This window comes from Piscinibacter gummiphilus, assembly GCF_032681285.1.
Lineage (GTDB): Bacteria > Pseudomonadota > Gammaproteobacteria > Burkholderiales > Burkholderiaceae_C > Rhizobacter > Rhizobacter gummiphilus_A.
The window spans coordinates 3,204,151-3,220,527 of sequence record NZ_CP136336.1 but is presented as its reverse complement, the minus strand read 5'-3'; the positions used below and the strand labels follow the sequence as shown (position 1 = coordinate 3,220,527).

Below are 16,377 nucleotides of genomic sequence, written 5' to 3'. Positions count from 1 at the left end.
AAGGATTCCCATGAGCGACTCATCCGCCGACAACGCCATCTGCCGCATGGACGCGGTCACGCTGGCCAAGCGCATCCGCTCCAAGGAGCTCTCGGCCACCGAGGTGACCGAGGCCGTGCTGCGCCGCATGGACGTGCTGGAGCCACACATCCACGCCTTCTGCACCCCCACGCCGGAGGTGGCACGGGCGGCCGCGAAAGCGGTCGATGCGCAGATCGCGAAAGGCGAGCCCATCGGCCCGCTCGCGGGCGTGCCCATCGGCATCAAGGACCTGGTGGCCACCAAGGGCATCAAGACCGTGATGGGCTCCAAGCTCTACGAGGAGTTCATTCCCGACGAAGACGACATCGTGGTCGAGCGCCTGAAGGCCGCCGGCGCGGTGATCATCGGCAAGACCAACGTGCCCGAGTTCGGCTACAGCGGCGTGGGCCACAACCCGGTGTTCGAGACCACGCGCAACCCGTGGAACCTGGCGATGACCTCGGGCGGGTCGAGCGCCGGCTCGGGCGCCTCGGTGGCCACCGGCGTCGCGCCCTTTGCCATCGGCAGCGACGGTGGCGGCTCGGTGCGCATCCCGTCTGCGCACTGCGGCCTCTACGGCATCAAGGCCTCGATGGGGCGCGTCGCGCTGTACCCCGGTTGCCGCGATGAACGTTACCCCGGCGTGTCGAGCTGGGAGACGCTGGAACACATCGGCCCCATGAGCCGCACCGTGGCCGACTCGGCGCTGATGCTGAGCGTGATCGCCGGCCCCGACCCGCGTGACCGCTATTCCATCCCCGCGGCCGACTTCGACTACCTCGAGGCCGCGCAGCCGTCGAGCATCAAGGGCCTGCGCATCGCCTACAGCGAAGACTGGGGCTATGCCGCCGTCGACCCCGAGGTGCGGCGTGTTGTGAGCGAAGCGGTGGCGGTGTTCGAGAAGGAACTCGGTTGCCATGTGGAGCGGGCCAACCCCGGCTGGCGCTCTGACGCCGGTGCCACCTTCTGGACGCTCGTCGCCGCCGACACCGACCTCACCGGCATGCGCAAGCTCATCGCCGGCCGCGAGCACGAGATCTCGCCGCACCTGGTTGACCTGGTGATGAAGCCATGGACCGGCGCCGACTTCACCGACGCGCACACCCAGCGCAAGGCCATCTGCAACACGATGTGGCGCTTCATGTCGAACTACGACCTCTTGATCACGCCCACCCTCGCGGTGCCGCCGTTCCCGGTGCACATGCAGGGCCCCGAGATCATCGAAGGCCGCATGGGCCGCAACGCCGACTGGCTGTGCTTCACCTTCCCAGCCAACCTCACCGGGCAGCCGGCAGCGTCCATCCCAGCCGGCTTCACGAAGGACGGCCTGCCGGTCGGCCTGCAGATCATCGGCCGCCACCTCGACGACCGCACCGTGCTCAGGGCGAGTGCCGCCTTCGAGCAGGCGCGGCCGTGGGCGCAGCACTGGCCCGCGCTGCTCGATCAACTCGGTCTCTGACGTCTCCCGTTCACCTCACACCCATCGCAAGGAATCGCCATGCCACTCACCACACTTCGCCGCAGCGCCGCCCTGGCCTTGCTGGCGGCCGCCCTCGTGATGCCCGCCCTCGCGGCCCCACCGAAAGACACCCTCGTCATCGTCTCGGAGATGGGCCCGAACGGCCTCGACACGATGGTGCCCACCGCCAACGACCACAGCCGCATGGTCGCCTGGCATGTGTACGACCGGCTGGTGAGCCACGGGCAGAAGAAGCTGCCCGACGGCAACGCCTCCTACGACGCCACCGTGCTCACGCCCGAGCTGGCCGAGCGCTGGGAGATCAGCCCCGACAAGAAGGTCTACACCTTCTTCCTGCGCAAGAACGCCAAGTTCCACGACGGCACGCCCGTCACCGCGAAAGATGTGAAGTGGTCCTTCGACCGCGCGGTGGCGGCAGGCGGCTTCCCGGCCGTGCAGATGGCGGCCGGCTCGCTCGACGACCCGAAGAAGTTCTCGGTCGTCGACGACTACACCTTCCGCATCACGCTCGACAAGCCCAACAAGCTCATCCTCCCCGACCTGGTGGTGCCGGTGCCGGTGATCGTGAACTCCACGCTCGCCAAGAAGCATGCGACCGCGGCCGACCCATGGGCGCTGGAATGGGTGTCGCGCAATGGCGCGGGCGGCGGCGCCTACAAGATCGAGTCGTGGACGCCGGGGCAGCAGACGGTCTTCGTGCGCTTCGACGACTGGAAGTCGGGCCCGCTGCCCAAGCTCAAGAAAGTGATCTACCGCCAGATCGCCTCGGCCGGCACGCGCCGGGCGCTGCTGGAGAAGGGTGACGTCGACATCTCCGTCGGCCTGCCGCCGAAGGACTACGCCGAGCTCGCGCAGAGCCCCAAGGTCAAGGTGATCGGCGTGCCGGTGCAGAACGACCTGATCTTCGTGGACATGAACACCAAGATCAAACCCTTCGACAACCCGAAGGTGCGCCAGGCCATCTCGTACGCCATCCCCTACAAGGAAATCCTGTCGAGTGCGCTCTACAACCGCGGTGTCGGCATGTTCGGCGGCGACCCGAGCAAGCCCTACGCGCCGACGTGGCCCGTGCCCATCAAGTACACGGCCGATCTCGCCAAGGCCAAGGCGCTGCTGGCCGAAGCGGGCTTCCCCAACGGCTTCAAGACCACGCTGTCGTTCGACCTGAGCGAAGCCACGGTGCGTGAGCCCACCGCCATCCTGATCCAGGAGTCGCTGAAGAAGATCGGCGTGGAGGTCACGCTGGAGAAGGTGCCGGGCTCCAACTGGTTTGCCCAGATGGCGAGCAAGACCATGCCGATGGTGATCGCCGAGTTCTACGGCTGGCTCGACTACCCCGAGTACTTCTTCTTCTGGAACTTCGACGGCAAGAACAACGCGGTGTTCAACACCGCCAACTACACCAACCCGGTGCTCGACGAGCAGATCGAGATCGCCCGCTTCGCGTCGGACGACAAGGTCTACAAGGCCAGCCTGCAGAAGATGGTCGACATCGTGATGACCGACCTGCCGCGCATCCCGCTGTACACGCGCTTCTCCGACTTTGCGATGCAGAAGAACGTGCAGGGCTTCGAGTACTGGTTCCACACCCACCCGGATTTCCGGAAGTTCTACAAGGAATGACGGGCATGCGAGACGAGGCGGGCGCCTTCGTCCCGCAGACCGACGTGAGGGTGGCCGGTGCGGCCGAAGGGCCGCTCGCGGGCCTGCGCTTTGCGGCCAAGGATCTGTTCGACGTGGCGGGCCATGTCACGGGGGCGGGCAACCCCACCTGGGCGGCCACGCACGCGCCGGCCACCGCGCATGCGTGGGCCGTGCAGCGGCTGCTGGATGCAGGCGCGTCGCTCGTCGGCAAGGCCATCACCGACGAGATCTCGCTCGGCCTCCTGGGCATCAACCGCTTCGACGGCACGCCGTTCAACCCCCGTGCGCCCGACCGGGTGCCCGGCGGGTCATCCAGCGGCTCGGCGTCTGCGGTGGCGTGTGGCCTGGCCGACATCGCGCTCGGCACCGACTCGGGTGGCTCGGTGCGCACGCCGGCGAGCTTCTGCGGCCTCTATGGCCTGCGGCCGACGCACGGCGCCATCTCCGTCGAGGGCATGGTCACGCAGTCGCCGAGCTTCGACACGGCCGGCTTCTTCGCGGCCGATGCGGCCACCTTCGAGCGTGTGGGCGAGGTGCTGCTGCCGCCGGGCGGCACTGGCCGCACCGACCAACTGCTGGTGGCGAGCGATCTCGTGGCCTTGTGCGATGAGCCGGTCCAGGCCGCCTTCCACGGGGCGCTCACGCAGCTCGCGCCACGTGTGGCCGAGCTGCACGCGGTGACGCTCGCGCCCGAGGGCCTCGCGCTCTGGTGCGCGCACCAGCAGCGCCAGCAGTGCTTCGAGTTCGGCCGCACCTTCGCGCCCTGGGTGGCGCAGCACAACCCGGTGTTCTCGTACGACGTGGCGCAGACGCTGCTGCAGGCGCAGGCGCTGCAGGAAGACGAGGTGGCGCCCTCGCGCCTGGTGCGGGCCGCCGTGCGCGAGCGGCTCGACGAGCTGCTGGGCGGCCACCGCCTGCTGTGCCTGCCCACCGTGCCCATCCTCCCCATCCGGCGCGACGCGACGCTGCCCGAGATGCAGCAGGCGGTCGGCCGCATCCTCCAGCTCACCTGCATCGCCGGCCTCACCGGCCTGCCGCAGGTGAGCCTGCCGCTGGCGCACAGCCAGGGCATCCCGGTTGGCATCTCGCTGATCGGCCCGCGTGGCAGCGACCAGCTCCTGCTCTCGCTCGCGCGCGAACTCGAAAGGACCATGCTGCGATGAGCACCACCTTGATCCGCGGCGGCCGGGTCATCACCGCCACCGACGACTACCTGGCCGACGTGCTGCTGAAAGACGGCATCGTGCACGCCATCGCGCGCGACATGGCCGTCGGGCCCGAGGTGAAGGTGGTGGATGCGAGCGGCCTCTACGTGCTGCCCGGTGGCGTCGACACCCACGTGCACCTGGAAAACGTGATCGGCCCGACGATCACCTGCGACACGTTCGCCAGCGGCACGAAGGCAGCCGCTTTCGGCGGCACCACCACGGTGGTCGACTTCGCGCTGCAGACCGCCGCCGACTCGCCGCTCGAAGCCATCGCCCGCGCCCAGCGCAGCGCCGAGCCTCAGGTCTGCATCGACTACAGCCTGCACTGCATCGTGACGCGTGTCGACGCCCAGGTGCTGGCCGACGTGAAGCACGCGATGCGCCACGAGGGCGTGACGAGCTTCAAGATGTTCATGGCCTACCCCGGCGTGATGATGGCCGACGACGCGGCCATCTTCCAGATGCTGCGCCAGGTGGGCGCCGATGGCGGCATGGTCGCGCTGCATGCCGAGAACGGCACGGTCATCGACCTCTTGATCAAGGAGGCGCTCGCCGCCGGCCACACCGCCCCGCGCTACCACGCGATGACCCGCCCGGCGCTGATGGAAGGCGAAGCCACGCACCGCGGCATCCGCCTCGCCGAGCTGGCCGAAGCGCCGATCTACTTCGTGCACGTGTCGTCGAACCAGGCCTTGAAGCACATCGTGGCGGCGCGCGACGAGGGCATCCCGGTCTTTGCGGAGACCTGCCCGCACTACCTGCTGTTCGACGACTCGGTGTATTCGAGCGACGACTTCGAGATCGCCAAATACGTGATGACGCCGCCGCTGCGCACCACCGACGACCAGAACCACCTCTGGCGTGCGCTGCGCTACGACGACCTGCAGGTGATCGCGACCGACCACTGCCCCTTCTGCATGAAGGAAGGCCACCTCGGCTACCAGCTGCAGAAGATGCGCGGCAAGGACGACTTCTCGCTCATCCCCAACGGCGCACCGGGCATCGAGACGCGCCTCGTGAGCCTCTACGACATCGGCGTGATGCAGGGCCGCCTGTCGCTCAACCGCTTCGTGCAGCTCACCTCGACCACGCCGGCCAAGCTCTTTGGCCTGTTCCCGAAGAAGGGCACGATCGCCATCGGCAGCGACGCCGACGTGGTGCTCTTCAACCCCAACGCCACGCAGACCATCCATGCCGAGCATCTGCACAGCCAGTGCGACTACACGCTGCTCGAAGGGCGCACGCTGCAGGGTCGGGTGGAGAAGGTGTTCCTGCGCGGCGAGCTGATCGTCGACGGCGCCGAATGGAAAGGCCGCGAAGGCATGGGCCAGTTCGTGCGGCGCGGCGAGGTGAGGGCGTTCTAGATGCGGCGGGTGTTGTCTTTCGAGCCCTTGACGGCGGCGTCCTTCAAACGCTTCGGTGACGTCATCGACGTCGCGTCGGCCTCGCGCCACTGCACCATCAACGATGGCTACGCCGAGCGCTACGACGACCTGGCCCGCATCGACGTCGACCGCGAGGGCGGCCGGCCGAAGCTCAGCATCTTCCGCGCGTTGCCGCGCGAGCTTCCTTTCTCCCTCTCGGTGATCGAACGCCACCCGCTGGGCAGCCAGGCCTTCATTCCGATGTCGGGCCGGCCCTACCTCGTGGTGGTCTGCGAAGGGGCCGACGCGCCCGACCTCGGCACGCTGCGCTGCTTCACCGCCCAGGCCGGGCAGGGCGTCAACTACGCTCCAGGCACCTGGCACCACCCCTTGCTTGCGCTGGAGGCGCCGTGCGATTTCCTGGTGATTGACCGGGCAGGGGGAGGGAACAACTGCGACGAGGCGCGGCTGGCAGCCAACGACATCTGGATCGGCTCGGCGCTCTAGACGACCGCGAGATCGACGAGCGCGTTTGGCGCGACCGTTGTTCTCACCTTCGTCGAGCGCAGTTCCGTCACGCGCTGCACGACAAACGCCGCATCCCGCGCCACGCCGGAGAAGCGCCCCGAGCCCCAGGTGTGCAGCCACGGCAGGCCGATGAAGTAGAGGCCCGGCACGCGCGTGATCCCGCGGTCGTGCACCGGGTGGCCGCGGCCGTTGAAGACGGGCGCATCGAGCCAGCGGAAATCGGGTGCGAAGCCAATGCACCACAGCACGCTGGTGATGCCGGCACCCGTCAGCGACAAGGTCTCGCGCTCTTCGGCCGGCTGCCACACCGGCTCGTAGACGCTGGCGGGCGGTGCCTGCAGGCGCTGCTCGTCGATGTAGCGGTCGATCGAGGCGTTGATGCCGTTGTAGGTGCGGTCGGCCTGGTCCAGCACCTCGCGCAGGCGCGGGGCGAAGCGCAGCGTGGCGCCATCGACATCGAGGCCGGTGAGCGCGCCATAGAGCTGCATGCCTTCGATGGCGAAGCGGCGCAGGTCGATGTCGCGCCCGCCGTCGCGGCCGGTCACGTAGTGGTTGGTGTTGTCGCGCACGCCTTCGCGCAGCGGGTGCTGGCCCACCGGCATCTCGTAGTAGCCCATGTCCGCCAGCCAGTCGACGACGTCGCGGCCGCGGTAGAAGCGCGCGCAGCGCGGTGCATCGCCCACCGCCAGCACCACCTCGCGGCCGGCGAGGTGCAGGTCTTCGGCGATCTGCGCGCCGCTCTGGCCCGAGCCGACCACCAGCACCTTGCCGGGCGGCAACTGCGCGGCGTTGCGGTATTGCGCCGAATGGAGTTGCACCACCTGCGCCGGCAGCCGCTCGGCCAGGCGCGGCACGATGGGCTCGTGGTAGCCGCCCGAGGCGACGACGACCTGCTGCGCGGTGCACTCGCCTTCACTGCTGCGCACGAGGAAGCCGCCTTCGGGCAGTGGCTTCACCAGCTCCACCGCCACGCCCTCGCGCAGCGGCGCATCCACGTGCGCGCGAAACGCATCGAGGTACTGCACGATCTCCTCGCGCTTCATGAAGCCATGCGGGTCGTCGCCGCGGTACGGATGGCCCGGCAGCGCGCACTGCCAGTTGGGCGTGACGAGGCAGAAGTTGTCCCAGCGCTGGGTGCGCCACACGTGCATCGCGCGGTGCTTCTCGAACACCACGTGCTCGATGCCTTCGGCCTTCAGGCCATGGCTGATGGACAGGCCGGCCTGGCCGCCGCCGACGACGACGACTTCGTGATGGGGCAGGGTGGGGTTCTTCATGACGGGACTCCTCGTGAAAGCTCAGGCGGGTTCGAACGCGACCACGCGCACGCGGGCCTCGGCGTCATCGACAAAGGGGGCGGCGTGCGCCTCGGTCTGCAGCAGCTGGTCGGCGGCGCGCGAGCAGGCGAAGCCGAACTTCTCGCGCACACGCTCGCTCGCGATGGCGGTGGCCTCGCGCACGCGCTGCAGCAGCTCGGGCAGCGGGTAGTCCTCGCCCGGAGTGAGGTAGTCGTGGATCACGAGCGAGGGCGAGTAGCAGACGGTCTCGCTGGCATCGGGCCAGCGAAGGCGGTAGTGCATGGCGGGCATGGGGTCGGTCTCAGGTTGTGATGGCTTCGGCCGGCGTGGAGATCGATTCGCGCAGCGTGCGCAGGTACCAGGCTTCGTGCAGCGCCGCGCTGCGCTCCCACGCATGGGCCAGGCACACGGCCGGCGGCGCGTCGAGCTTGGGCATGCGCGCGGCCGATTGCAGCCCGGCGGCGATGGACTCGATGCGCTCCGGGTCGCACCACGCGACGGCGGCCTCATCACGCAGGTGCTCGGTGAACGGCGGGCGACTGGAGACCAGCACCGGCGTGCCGCAGGCGAGTGCTTCGAGCGCGACGAGGCCGAAGCCTTCGACGAGCGACGGCATGGCCAGCACGTCGGCGCGGCGCATCAGTGTGGGCAGCATCTCGTCGGGCAGCGGGCCGGTGCGCAGCACGGGCGCGCCGGGGCCTTCGGCGAGGCCCAGCTCGCCCAGCGCCTGCTGCCAGGCGCGACGGGCGCTGCTGTGGTCGAGCATGCTGGCGCCGCCGGCCACCACCAGGCGGGCGTGCGCCCATGCAGGGTCGTCGCGGCGCAGGGTGGCGAAGGCGTGCAGCACCCGCACGGTGTTCTTGCGCTCCTCCACGCCGCCGACCAGCAGGCACACCGGGCCGGCTTCGTCCGCCAGCCCGAGCGACTGCAGGCGCGGCCCATCGAGCGCGTCGGCCACCGGCCGGTAGCGGCGCAGGTCGACGCCGTTGAACATGCGCGCTGGCGACACGCCGAAGTGCTCGCGGAAATGCGCGCACCAGGTGTCGCTGACACAGGCCACGCCGTCGGCGGCGCGCCAGGCGCGCGCCTGCCAGCGGTTGAGCGTCTCCTGCGCGAAGACGTCGAGGTGGTGCACGGTGCGCAGGCAGTGCGGCACGCGAACGCCACGCTCGCGCAGCAAGGCGAGGGCGTTGCCGCTCACGCTGTCTTGGGCATGCAGCAGCTCGAAGCCGCCTCGCTGCAGCACCGCGGGCAGGGCCGCCACCAAGGCCTCGATGCGCTGTCGCACCTGCTCGACCAGGTCGCCGGTCAGCACCGGCAGGCGGATCAGCTCGACCGGAAACGCCGTCGCGCGAAACAGCGTCTCGCCCGGCTCGGCCGAGGCGATCACGGTCACGCGGTGGCCGCGCTGCGAGAGCGCGTCGGCCAGCTCCAGCGTGTGGATCACGCCACCGCGCGGGCGCACCGAGTGCGTGAGCAGGGCGATGTTCATGCAGCGGCCTTGTGTGTGGGCAGCGTGGGCGTGGCGCCGATGAAGGGCTCGGCCGCCAGGTCCCACAGCATCGTCTGTGCGTTGCCCAACTGCAGCGTGAGGCGAGAGCCGGGCTGCACGGTGCCGATGTCGGCGCAGGCGATGCCGTGCGAATCGAACACCTCCTGCACCACCTCGGCCTGCGCTTCGCGCACGCTCAGCAGGTAGCCGTAGCTCGGGAAGGCGCAGAGCCAGCGCAGGTGCGCGGCGAAGGCGGCATCGCCGGTCTCGTGCCAGCCGGGCGTGCCCGGCGGCAGCGGCAGGCGCGCGAGGTCCACGTGCGCGCCGGCGCCCGAGCACTCCAGCAGCATCAGCAGCGTGCCCAGCACGCCGGCCATGCTGATGTCCTTGCCGGCATCGCACAGGCCCGCTTCGGCGATCTGCGGCAGCAGTGCGAGGTCGGCGCGCAGGCGCTCGGCCGGCGCCGAGGTCGAGGCGTTCCAGAACGGGTGGCCGCCTTGCCACGCACCGCGCAGGTCGACGGCCATCAGCAGCCGGTCGCCGGGCCGCGCCGCGAAGCTGCTGATCAGCCGCCTGGCGCGGCCGAGCACGGCCACCGCGAGCTGGCCGTGGCCGGCGTGCAGGTTGCTGTGCCCGCCGACCAGCGGCACGCCATAGCGCTCGCAGGCGGCGCGCATGCCGGCGATGAGTTGCTGCGCCGTCTCGGTGTCGGCCGCCCACAAGGCGTCGACCACGGCGGTGGGGCGCCCGCCCATCGCGGCGATGTCGCTCAGGTTGACCATCACGCCGCTGTAGCCGGCGAACCAGGGCATGGCGGCGATGAAGTCCTGCACCAGGCCTTCGATGGCGAGCAGCAGGTGGCCGTCGCCGGTGGCATCGGGCAGCACCGCGCAGTCGTCGCCGTTCGGCACGCTCGTGATGCCGGCCACCGCGCCGAGCTGCGGCAGCACCGCGGCGATGTCGCGCTTGTGTGCGAAGCCGCGGCTCTGGCGCAGCGACTCGGCGAGTTGCGTCAGGTGGTTCATCGCCGCGTCAGTTTTGCGTGAGCACGAAGCCGGCATACGGCGTGGCGCAAGGCGGGTAGTGCGCGAGCGAGGCGCGCATCCAGCCATGCGGCCGGCCGTGCAGCTCGCGCATCTCCAGCAGCTCCCAGTTCAGGCGCTGGAAGAGCGGCACGTTTTGCGCCTGCACGTGGGCGAGGAATTCGTCGCAGCCGAGCGCATGCGCGCTGCTCACCGCCAGGCGGATGAGGCTCGAGCCCAGCCGCTTGTGCTGTCGCCAGTCGGCCCGCACCGCGAGCCGCGAGCCCCACCACACGCCGGGGGCGGCCTGGTGGATGCGCACTGTGCCGATCACCTCGTCGGCCTCGCCGGCCAGGCAGGTGAGCGCGACGAGCGAGCGCGTGCTCGGCTCATGGCGGTCGATCTCGTCGAGGTCGTCGCGCACGAAGAGGCCTTGCTCTTCGCAAAACACCTGCCGGCGCAGCGCCAGTGCTTCGCGTTCCATCCACGCGTCGCTGGCCCACTGGATGCGAAAGCCCTGCGGCGTGTAGGACGGGTCGAGCTCGCACCAGGGCTGCGGATCGAAGGCGTGAAGCTGCATCGTGTGCTCCTTCAGACGGCGAGCGGGGCTTCGTAGCGCGACAAGGTGGAGCAGGCCGCGCAACGCCCGCAGCCCGCCTTGATGTCACCGGCGCGCAGGCCGGCATCGGCCACCAGCCGGCCCAGCGGCTCCAGCACGCTGCGCATGAACTCGGCCGACGGGGCGGGGCGGTCTTCGAGCGGCGTGCCACTGATGGGCACGAAGGGCACGACGAAGGGGTAGACGCCCATCGCCAGCAGCCGCCCGCTGGTCGACAGCAGCAGCTCGGCGCTGTCGCCCAGGCCGGCGAGCAGGTAGGTGCTGACCTGGCCCCGGCCGAACACCTCGACCGCCGCCTCGAACGCATCCCAATAGCGGCTCATCGGCACCTCGGCCTTGCCGGGCAGGATCTCGCGGCGCAGCTCGTCGCCGATCACTTCGAGGTGCATGCCCAGGGTGTCGACGCCCGCATCTTTCAGGCTCTGGAACCACGCATTGGTGTCGGGCGGCTCGCACTGCGCCTGCAGCGGCAGGTCGACCGCCGCGCGGATGGCCTGGGCACTCTCGCACAGCACCTTCGCGCCACGGTCGGGCGTGGGCGGCGTGCCGGTGGTCATCACCATGTGCTTCACGCCATCGAGCTCGACGGCGGCCTTGGCCACCTCGGCCAGCTGCGCCGGTGTCTTGTGCGCGATGGTGCGGCCGGCCGCGAGCGATTGGCCGATGGCGCAGAAGCGGCAGGCCTTGCGCCGACTCTCGTAGCGGATGCAGGTCTGCAGCACGGTGGTGGCGAGCACGTCGCTGCCGTGCAGCGTGGCGATGTGCGAATACGGAATGCCGTCGGCCGTGCTGCGCGCATAGAAGCGTGGCTGCCGCGGGAAGCTCACGCTCGCGATCGGGATGCTGCCGCGCCGAAGCACGCTGCGGCCATCGGGCCCGGGCGCGTCGGCGACGAAGGGCGAGCTGAAGGCGGTGTGCGTGTGCACCGGCACCATCAGCGTCACGCCGTCGACCGTCACCGCCTTGTGGTCCGACGGGCCGGCGCCGCCGCGGCGGCTGGCTGCGCCAGCAGCAGGGTCGAGCAGGCGCAGGCCCTGCGACTGCAGCTCGGTCATCAGGGCGCGCGAGGCCTCCGGCATCGCGAGGGCTTCAGTCATGGGGGGCTCCTTCGGGCAACGGGAGAGCGGCTTCTTGAGAGGGCACGGAGGGCCACGGCTGCGTGGTGCTGGTCGCATCGCGGCGGATCACGAGGCTCAGCAGCTCGGGGCGTGCGTAGTGGCCCACCGAATCCATCATGCGTTTGCGCTTGGTGATGAGTGCCATGTCGAGGTCGGCGATCACCAGGCCTTCGCCTTCGGTCAGCGGCTCGGCGAGGTACTTGCCTTCCGGCGACACGATGGCGGTGTGGCATCCCCCGCGCAGCGCGCCCTGCAGCTTCTCGTCGGCCGTGACGGCGCGCACCTGCGCCTCGTGCAGCCAGCCGGTGGCGTTGACGACGAAGCAGCCCGACTCCAGCGCGTGGTGGCGGATGGTCACGCCCATCTGGTCGGCAAAGATCTGCCCGACCAGCGAGCCGGGGAACTGCGCGCAGTGGATCTCTTCATGCTGCGCCATCAGCGCATAGCGGGCGAGCGGGTTGTAGTGCTCCCAGCAGGCCAGCGCGCCCACGCGGCCCACCCGGGTGTCGACAGTGGTGAGCCCGGCGCCATCGCCCTGGCCCCACACCATGCGCTCGTGGTAGGTCGGCGTGATCTTGCGGCGCTTGAGCAAGAGGCGCCCGTCGGCGTCGAAGATCACCTGCGTGTTGTAGAGGCTGCCGTGGTCACGCTCGTTGACGCCGAGCACGATCACCATGCCGGCCTCGCGTGCGGCGGCCGCCACCGCATCGGTCAGCGGCCCCGGCACGGTGGGCGCGCGCTCCATCAGGAGCAGGTGCGCCGGCCCCTGCTGCACTGGCGGCTGCACGAAGCTGAAGTAAGGGTAGTAGGGCACGAAAGTCTCGGGGAAGACGATCAGCTCCACGCCCTTGCGCGAGGCCTCGCGCACGGTCTCGAGCACGCGGGCGAGCGTGCCGTCGGCACTCTCCAGATCGGGCGAGATCTGGGCCGCCGCGGCGCGCACCGACTTCGGCTTCGTGCTCATCTCAGAGCGTCCAGGTGTCGAGGATGAACGCACCCTCTTTGCGATGGAGCAGCACGATGTCGAGCACGTCGAGCGGGTTGATCGGGCGGATGCCTTCGATCAGCGCCCCTTCGCCGTGGCCGTAGAGCGCCTGCAGCGCGAAGCGGCAGGCGTAGACCTTGCCGCCCTCGGCGATGAACTTGCCGATCTGCTCGTTGAAGTTCTGGTGGCCGGGGAAGGCCGCGTCGCCCAGCTTGGGGAAGCCGCGCTTCACGCCCAGCGTGACGCCCGGGCCGTAGAGCAGGATCGAGGTGTCGAAGCCCTTGCGTTGCAGGCGCGTGGCCTGCAGCAGGTTGACGAAGCCGATCGAGCCTTCGAAGGCCACGGTGTGGAAGGTGACCAGCGCCTTTTCGCCGGGCTTGGCCTTGACGTCCTCGAACACCTTCTCTTCGTAGTCGACCAGGAAATCGCCCTTCTGGGCGGCGGGGTGGGTGACCTTGGGCATGGGATGAGTCCTCGCGTGGTGGTGATGGGCCGGCACGGCGCCGGACGCTCCTCTCTTTGCGAGCGACATGCCACGCCGCGGCGCGGGCGGCCGATCAACATGCGATCAACGGGGCGTCATGGTCACGGCCCGTCACGAAGGCCCACCGCAGGCACGCCGATGCGGCCCGCACCATCAGACAGCAGCCGATGCAATCAATGCACCCGATCAATGGCTGGCGTGCACCTGGAATGGCCGCGCATCACGAGGGCAGGGCCGTGCAATCAAGCCGTGCGACAGGCACACTGGGCCATGCCGTTCACGCACTGGATTGCTCGCATCCGCCACAGCAGCCTGCCGGCGTATCAGCTCATCCCCGAGCTGATCGCCGAAGACCTGCAGCAGGGCCGCCTGGCCCCGCGCCAGCGCCTGCCGCCGCTGCGCGAGCTGGCCATCACGCTGCAGCTCAACTACACGACGGTGGTGCGCGGCTTCGCCTCGGCCCGCGAGCGCGGGTTGATCGCCTCACGCCCCGGCATGGGCTCGTACGTGCGCGGCTCCTTCATCGGCCTGCCGCTGCGCGCCGGCACCGGCGCCGAGATGACGATGAACATGCCGCCCGAGATCGAGGACCACCCCGCGATGCAGGCGCTGCAGCAGAGCGCCGCCGAGGCCATCACCCACTCGACGCTGCACGACCTGATGCGCTACCAAGACTTTGGCGGCACCGCGCACGATCGCGAGCTCGCCGCGCACTGGCTCGCGCAGTGGGTGCCCGAGGCCAAGGCCGACCGGGTGCTGGTGGCGCCGGGCATCCACGCCGTGCTGCTGGCGCTGGTGTCGATGCTGGTGAAGCCCGGCCAGAGCCTGTGCGTCGAGAGCCTGGTGTACCCCGGCCTGAAGGCCATTGCGGCGCAGCTTGGCACCCAGCTCCTGCCCATCACGATGGACGAGCACGGCCTGGTGCCCGAGGAGCTGGAGGCCGCGTGCAAGAGCACGCCCGTGGGCGCGATCTACCTCTGCCCCAACATCCACAACCCCACCACCGCCACGCTGCCCATGCGCCGCCGCGAGCAGATTGCCGACATCGCGCTGCGCTTGAGCATCCCCATCATCGAAGACGACGCCTACGGCATGCTGCCCGCCGCCACGCCGCCGGCGCTGGCCGACTACGCCGGCGCGCTGACCTACTACATCAGCGGCCTCTCGAAGTGGCTGGGCGCCGGCATGCGCGTGGCCTACGCGCTCGCGCCCACGCACGCCGCCCAGCAACGCCTGGCCGGCGCCCTGCGCGCGACGACGGTGATGGCCTCGCCCTTCATCAACGCGGTGGTCTCGCACTGGCTCGAGCAGGGGCATGGGCGCGAGGTGCTGGCGGCGGTGCGGGCGGAGTGCGGATGGCGCAGTGCGCTGATGCGCGAGCGGCTCGGGGCGTATGGGCTGCGGGTGCACCCGCAGGGGTTCCATGGGTGGCTGCCGTTGCCGGAAGGGGATGCCAACGCGGGGTCGTCGGCTACGCAGATTGCGAGTGCGTTGCGGGAGCTGGGGGTGGCGGCGGTGGCGGCCAGTGCGTTCTCGACGGATCGGCAGCCGCCGGAAGGGTTGCGGCTGTGTTTGGGGGGTGGGTTAAATCGGGATGACTGTGGGCGGGCGTTGCGGGCCGTGGCGCGGGCGCTCGGGGCGGCGGAGCTGTCGGAGTGATCTGCGCTCGTTGTAGTGACGCGTCTCAGTGACAGCGCTCTTTACGAGCAAACACCTGTCGATACTTACGTTGATCCGAAGTACGCGTGCTCAGAGACATCCCGAGTCACCGCTAGCGCGCGTCGATCGCCAGCGGCCACCGCCTGTACTGAAAGTCGGCTAGCGGCCTTCACTAGGCGAAAGGTCCTCGCGTTACTTCACGGTGTTTCTGATCCTTGATCTCTACTCTAGGGCGATGTCGCTGAAGAATTCGAGTTCAACTAACAGCAATGCGGCAATAGCGATTGTGATGCCATTGCATATATGCATGTATCGGCTGTAAGCGATGTCCCTTTCAGCCCCTGTCCCGCCGCTTCGGAACTTGATGAAATCTCCTTCGCGCCATATCGAAGCGTGATGTGAACCGTTCCGCAGCCCGCTGTTTTCAAATCTCGTGAACGCGCTAAGCGTGGGCTCGTCTGCAAACGGATTCGATCTCTTTGCTTTGTCGACGTCATTCACAAATTTCGCGAGAGACATTGACTTGAATTCGTCGAACGGCCGCCCGGCCGAGATGTTGTTCAGGCAGGCCAGCGTCGTATAGCTTGAGGTGAGGGTTTCGTACGCTTGGCCGTAGTAGAGCTTGATCTCATCGAATCGCTTCGAGCCCACGATCAAGTCATCGACATCTTCGCTGCCGACACGTACATGTGTCAGTACCTGTCGAAACTGATCGAACATTCGAAAGTAGTCCCCGAATGTGGCGAGGTATCGCTCCAGGGCCTGTGCTTGAACATCTGATCGATAGTACTTCTTCAATCGCGCGAGCTCCGATGGATGAGCCTGTGCCGCTGCGCGGACGAAGGCCCGGAGCGGCGACCGCAGTCCGCCTATCGCGGGATAGAAGATGTCGTCAAAGAACGAAGCAACGACTTTGAATGATGTCGGACAAGTGAAGTGCGGCTTGTGAATCTTGCGGGCAGCTTCGTAGGCACCAATCTGCTTCTGGAGGATTTTGCCGGGGTCGCTCTTGAGCGCAAGCACCATCACGCTTCTAACTAGAGACCAGACCTGGGGCGTGTCCGGAACTTCGAATTGAGTTGCGAAGTCCTGGAATTTGCCGTCGACGAGGCGCATCTTGCCGTGTGTCAGGCTGATGTGGTACCCAGATGCGAAAGCAAGTTTCGATCGATAGTCTGAACGTTTGAACGCAAATGCCGGGTGCAGATTCACGATTGACTCAATGCCGTCTTCCTCAGCAATCACCTTGGCATTCTCGCGACCCTCCACCCAAGCCTCACCAGGTCCACCAGTTTTGAGATCGATGGAAATTGGGGTGTGGCAGTTCGGGCAGTCAAAGGTATGCGTGCAACTGTTCTCAACGCTGACACCCACACGCAGGATCAGCTTTGATCCACAGACAGTGCACTCTGCGTACTCTCTGACAACTCCCATTTAGCCCTCTCCAATAGTCCA

At 68.4% G+C, this 16,377-nt stretch carries 15 protein-coding genes; 6 read left to right on the top strand and 9 right to left on the bottom strand.

Going from position 1 to position 16,377, the window contains the following annotated elements:
* Nucleotides 1–10 precede the first annotated feature (10 nt).
* From RXV79_RS15000 to RXV79_RS14980, 5 genes are read left to right on the top strand one after another with little or no spacing between them, the layout of a single operon-like run.
* Nucleotides 11–1,480: an amidase gene (locus RXV79_RS15000; RefSeq protein WP_316698603.1), complete on the top strand. Its 1,470-nt coding sequence runs from the start codon at nucleotides 11–13 to the stop codon at nucleotides 1,478–1,480.
* Between the two features lie 39 nt (nucleotides 1,481–1,519).
* Nucleotides 1,520–3,124 carry an ABC transporter substrate-binding protein gene (locus RXV79_RS14995; RefSeq protein ID WP_316698602.1) on the top strand — a complete coding sequence of 535 codons (1,605 nt, stop codon included), beginning with the start codon at nucleotides 1,520–1,522 and terminating at the stop codon, nucleotides 3,122–3,124.
* A gap of 5 nt (nucleotides 3,125–3,129) precedes the next feature.
* Nucleotides 3,130–4,308, top strand: a complete 1,179-nt coding sequence (locus RXV79_RS14990; protein WP_316698601.1) for an amidase — start codon at nucleotides 3,130–3,132, stop codon at nucleotides 4,306–4,308.
* On the top strand, nucleotides 4,305–5,717 hold the full coding sequence (hydA, locus tag RXV79_RS14985; protein ID WP_316698599.1) for a dihydropyrimidinase: 1,413 nt from the start codon (nucleotides 4,305–4,307) through the stop codon (nucleotides 5,715–5,717). The genes RXV79_RS14990 and hydA overlap by 4 nt, the downstream gene beginning before the upstream one ends.
* A 9-nt stretch (nucleotides 5,718–5,726) precedes the next feature.
* Complete coding sequence (locus RXV79_RS14980; RefSeq protein WP_413816614.1) at nucleotides 5,727–6,224, top strand: ureidoglycolate lyase; 498 nt, start codon at nucleotides 5,727–5,729, stop codon at nucleotides 6,222–6,224.
* Here the strand turns inward: RXV79_RS14980 and RXV79_RS14975 are convergent.
* Genes RXV79_RS14975 through RXV79_RS14940 form a run of 8 tightly spaced genes read right to left on the bottom strand, consistent with a single transcriptional unit; the run spans nucleotide 6,221 to nucleotide 13,242 of the window.
* A complete protein-coding gene (locus RXV79_RS14975) occupies nucleotides 6,221–7,522 on the bottom strand; it encodes an MSMEG_0569 family flavin-dependent oxidoreductase (protein WP_316698595.1) in 1,302 nt (433 codons plus the stop codon). The two genes, RXV79_RS14980 and RXV79_RS14975, sit on opposite strands and share 4 nt — an antisense overlap.
* A gap of 21 nt (nucleotides 7,523–7,543) precedes the next feature.
* On the bottom strand, nucleotides 7,544–7,834 hold the full coding sequence (locus RXV79_RS14970) for an MSMEG_0570 family nitrogen starvation response protein (protein WP_316698594.1): 291 nt from the start codon (nucleotides 7,832–7,834) through the stop codon (nucleotides 7,544–7,546).
* 10 nt (nucleotides 7,835–7,844) lie between these two features.
* Nucleotides 7,845–9,035, bottom strand: coding sequence for an MSMEG_0565 family glycosyltransferase (locus tag RXV79_RS14965; RefSeq protein ID WP_316698593.1), 1,191 nt, complete (start codon nucleotides 9,033–9,035; stop codon nucleotides 7,845–7,847).
* The gene (locus RXV79_RS14960) at nucleotides 9,032–10,060 is read right to left on the bottom strand and encodes a sll0787 family AIR synthase-like protein (RefSeq protein WP_316698592.1); all 1,029 of its coding nucleotides are present in this window, start codon (nucleotides 10,058–10,060) and stop codon (nucleotides 9,032–9,034) included. The genes RXV79_RS14965 and RXV79_RS14960 overlap by 4 nt, the downstream gene beginning before the upstream one ends.
* Nucleotides 10,061–10,067: 7 nt before the next feature.
* Entirely contained in the window at nucleotides 10,068–10,637 is a 570-nt protein-coding gene (locus RXV79_RS14955) for an MSMEG_0567/Sll0786 family nitrogen starvation N-acetyltransferase (protein ID WP_316698590.1), read from the bottom strand.
* A gap of 11 nt (nucleotides 10,638–10,648) precedes the next feature.
* Nucleotides 10,649–11,773: an MSMEG_0568 family radical SAM protein gene (locus RXV79_RS14950; RefSeq protein ID WP_316698588.1), complete on the bottom strand. Its 1,125-nt coding sequence runs from the start codon at nucleotides 11,771–11,773 to the stop codon at nucleotides 10,649–10,651.
* Nucleotides 11,766–12,758, bottom strand: coding sequence for a Nit6803 family nitrilase (locus RXV79_RS14945; RefSeq protein ID WP_316698587.1), 993 nt, complete (start codon nucleotides 12,756–12,758; stop codon nucleotides 11,766–11,768). Before RXV79_RS14945 ends, RXV79_RS14950 begins: the two co-directional genes overlap by 8 nt.
* 1 nt (nucleotide 12,759) lies before the next feature.
* Nucleotides 12,760–13,242, bottom strand: coding sequence for an MSMEG_0572/Sll0783 family nitrogen starvation response protein (locus RXV79_RS14940; RefSeq protein ID WP_201812159.1), 483 nt, complete (start codon nucleotides 13,240–13,242; stop codon nucleotides 12,760–12,762).
* Between the two features lie 291 nt (nucleotides 13,243–13,533).
* Here RXV79_RS14940 and RXV79_RS14935 point away from each other — a divergent pair, with 291 nt between their 5' ends.
* Nucleotides 13,534–14,922 (top strand): aminotransferase-like domain-containing protein, encoded by a 1,389-nt coding sequence (locus tag RXV79_RS14935; RefSeq protein ID WP_316698583.1) that lies wholly within the window; start codon nucleotides 13,534–13,536, stop codon nucleotides 14,920–14,922.
* 222 nt (nucleotides 14,923–15,144) lie between these two features.
* On the opposite strand, the gene RXV79_RS14930 is transcribed toward RXV79_RS14935, so the two are convergent.
* The gene (locus RXV79_RS14930) at nucleotides 15,145–16,356 is read right to left on the bottom strand and encodes a hypothetical protein (protein ID WP_316698581.1); all 1,212 of its coding nucleotides are present in this window, start codon (nucleotides 16,354–16,356) and stop codon (nucleotides 15,145–15,147) included.
* Nucleotides 16,357–16,377 lie beyond the last annotated feature (21 nt).